Source organism: Nostoc cf. edaphicum LEGE 07299, assembly GCF_015207245.1.
Taxonomy (GTDB): Bacteria; Cyanobacteriota; Cyanobacteriia; order Cyanobacteriales; family Nostocaceae; genus Nostoc; species Nostoc edaphicum_B.
Window position 1 is genome coordinate 1 of sequence record NZ_JADEXF010000608.1, and the last position, 3,741, is coordinate 3,741.

At 42.4% G+C, this 3,741-nt stretch carries 2 protein-coding genes; one reads left to right on the top strand and one right to left on the bottom strand.

Annotated features, from left to right (window positions below; translation table 11 throughout):
* The coding region (locus IQ229_RS17660) for a pentapeptide repeat-containing protein (protein WP_194045923.1) at positions 1-2,792 on the bottom strand (2,792 nt) is incomplete at its 3' end.
* Between the two features lie 143 nt (positions 2,793-2,935).
* On the opposite strand from IQ229_RS17660, the gene IQ229_RS17665 reads away from it, so the two are divergent.
* Positions 2,936-3,741: response regulator (locus tag IQ229_RS17665; protein WP_194045925.1), on the top strand; the 806-nt coding region annotated here is incomplete at its 3' end.

Here is a 3,741-nt window from a genome sequence, read left to right on the forward strand (position 1 = left end):
CCATTATCAGCGGCTAATTTTCTGTCAGTGGCAGCAAGGATGGTGTCAAATAAGCAGGCGTTGGTGAGATCGGCAGAATTAAGATTTGTCCCCATCAGGTTTGCCTGTTGCAGGTTTGCGCCTGTGAGATTTGCCTGTTGCAGGTTTGCGCCTGCAAGGTTTGCGTTTTGTAAGTTCGCGCCTGTGAGGTTCGCTTGTTGCAAATTTGCTCCAGCCAAATTCGCCCCTGTTAACTCCGCATTAGATAAGTTTGTTTGCTCAAGGTTTGCCCCAGTTAACATCACTTGCGATAAAGAGGCTCCCGATAAATTGAGTCCAGACAGAGACTTGATTCGGGTTGCGAAGGCACTTTTATGCAAAACTGTTGTCCTAGCAATTAGCACACTCAGCACTTCTGGGTTGAATTCTGTTAAATTGACTGGATTCCCACAAGGCCAAAAAGGAACTTTTGTTTCTCGGTAGCAAGCGCAAAGCAATAAAAACACATTCATTCCTACCGCAGCATTCACCTGTTCAACATTCACAGGGTTTTGCAATGTATGAAAATTAGTCAAAGCGTTGTGGGCTATCCCCTCATTTAACCAACGTCCTTGACAGTAAGCACGCCAGAAAGATAGAAGACGTTGAAATAAAACTTCAAACGAAAATTTGTGCTTTTGCTGGCGGCGTAAACTGGCGATCGCTAGTTCTTCAATTTCTTGGCTAAGTATCCCGTAACCTAGTAAATTATAAGTATTCTGGGCCACGCTACTGGGATCAAGTACAAAAGTGGGCGTGCCATAAACCTCATCTTGGTACTGAGTCAGCAATTTAAGTTGGGCAGCTATAGCATCTGCACAAAGAAATTCTCCTAACTTGAGATGCGAAAACTCAATTAAACTACTTTTTGCTGCGCTTTCGCCTGAGCTTTCTACATCCCAAATTTTAAAATAAAACGCTGGTAAAGTATTTAATTCACCAGTTAGATTAATTTGATGACGTTGCGAGTGTAAAATTTTGAGAGCGATCGCTTGCATCTGCTCAAGTAAATCTTGGGGATGACGATCGGCGAGTAAATTAGCGATCGCTTCTGTAGTCCGGTGAATATGAGCCGATCCTGAACGCAGTAACATCGTCTTGATCCCACCAATTAGCGGATAACCCAACAACCATCGACTCAAACGATGATGAATTTCCCATAACAGAAAAGACTTTTGGGTATTAGCAGCTAACTGCAATAGTTCATCATCTAGCAATCCCTCGCGGTGCAAGATGCCCAACAAATGCAGCATTAGGGGTTGACGGATAAGGACAGATAATTCTTTTAACTTTGATTGGCTGGTAAATAATCCTGCCTGTTTTAACAATGTAAAGAAATTTTGAGCAATGGGTAAAGATTGCACTTTTGCCCATTGCTGAAACCATTGTTTGAGTTCGTCCCCATCCAATGGCTGAATAATAATTCGCCTCAACAATAGCGGTAGTTCCGAGGCGATTTCTGGTAACGTTGTTGAGTGACTTGTCAACACAATTTTGTGGCGGTGCTGAGATTGAAAGTTCAGTAATTGCTGAATAAAAATTGCTTGTGCCCTGATACCCTGAGCAGAATGGGGCAATTCATCTAAACCATCCAGCAGCAACAGACAAGGGAGATTTTCTTGCTCTAACCAAGTTGAAAGATTAAGACCAAAGGCAGAATTTAGAGTTTCGATTAAAGTTTTGCCGTATTTTACATCTCGTAACCTAATTACTATCGGCATCCAAGTAGGGTACAATTCCTGTGCTACCTCTGCTGCCCAAAGTTGGCAAAAACTAGTTTTTCCATAACCAGGTTCTGACTCAATGACAGCGATCGTTTCTAAATCAGTTAGCTGTTGCTGTGCCCATGTTTTTAAGTCAACTGGTTTAACAGCTTTTTTATCTTGCTCAGAAATATTTTCTTCTATTGGTAAGCCTTTTTGTGGCACATAGATATCCTTAAGAGCAAAGGATTCCATCAGCAAAGGGATACTGAGGTTTTTAATCAAACTTGCACGGTAATGTTCTCGGTGCAAATCAATTTTTTCACTGACTGTAGAACCAACTTCTGGGGTGATGAAACTGGGAGATAATGAAATCCCCAAACGGAAAAATTTTTGCAATTGGGCTAAAGGTGCAGCATTCTCGGTGACGACTACCAATATGTCACCAGGAAGTGAGTTGACTAAACGCTGTGTTAGAAGTTTTGCTTCCGCTTCCTCTGCACCATTGGCAACTAACCAAGCTATAGCAGCGTTATTTATTTGTTGCACTAACAATGAATCTGCAACCGAAGACAGCGCTTGTTCAGCTTGAGTATCAGTCAATTTACCTGGGGTGAGAGTTTTCAGCAATCCTTGTAGTTGCGAATCTTCGAGGATGAGTTTACCAACGTCCTCTTTCAGTATGTGTGCTTGTATGGGTATAATTGCCCGGTCTAACCACGGTTTTTGTAAGCTTGCTTCCTGCTCTAGAATTGCTTGCAAAGCTTGGAGATAGGCAATTTGAAACGCTAGCCATGTGCCTTCATTACGTTTTAACGGTTTTTTTTGGCTGAGGCTACGCAACAGTTTTTCTGTCAACAGGGAAATGACACTGATTTCTTCCCAAACAATACTTAAGGGCAGTTCTAAAACCTCTACCAAGGTACAAATATTAAAAGGCATGAGGCTTTTGAGTTCCATATCCTGAACAATACGGTAGGCAATACCTGCCAATTGCCCCCCAGAAAACCCTCTGATTTGATTGATTGCGATATGGCGTTCTGCCAACCAGTGCCGAATACTCAGGTTCATTTAATCACACAGTGAAGGCTGCATAAGGCAATTATGATCGATTTATCAGTTTGCGAAAACAGGTGACAATGGGGAAGACAAAGTTTTGTATCAAAGTTTTTTTCTGATTGGTAAAAAACAGTGCTGATCTAATTGAGTGGACTATGAGCGATCGCCCTTTAAAATTATTGTTAATCGACCAAGACCCGATTTTTCGTCTGGGATTACGGGTAGCTTTAGAAGCGATTCCTAACCTAGAAGCGATCGCAGTTGTAGAAACTAATACCATTGCCTTGCAGATTTTAGCAGAAGCTGCCGAAAAAGACCCTAACCAAGTAAATTTGGTAGTTTTAGAATTCGGCAATGGCCGCTCTACCACCAGTCAACAGCTAGGTTTACAATTCTGTCGGCAACTCAGAGCCTTATATCCCAATCTACCAATCCTGCTCCTCAGTTCTATTCAAGAACAAGGACTGCTCTTAGCAGCGAAATCTATTGGTGTAAATGGCTACTGCCCCAAAGGTACACCACTTACTGAGTTAGTCGCTGCCATACAAGAAGTTGCAGATGGTGGTTCTTACTGGTTGCAGGACACAGAAGCAATAATAACTCCTAACTCCTCACTCCTAACTCCTAACTCCTCACTCCCCTTCTTTAAACTGCGAAATAATTTACGTTTGTCAGGAATCGATAACATTGATGCTACACTAGCCGCAGTAACAGCACAATTACAAGTTCCCGGACTACCAATACTAGATCGAGCAATTCTAGCTGGACAGCGGCGAGAACTGCTAGCGGCTCGTTGGTTGCTAAATCGATTGTTGGTTTCATCACAAGAAAGGCAAGAGGAACAGATTCCGGTTGCTGATGAGCCGCCTTTGACCCCTTCATTAAGTAGTGCCATTCAACAAAGACAAACCGTATCACCTTTACTTAGTCCGGGAACACTACAATCTGCCTTGTTTACATC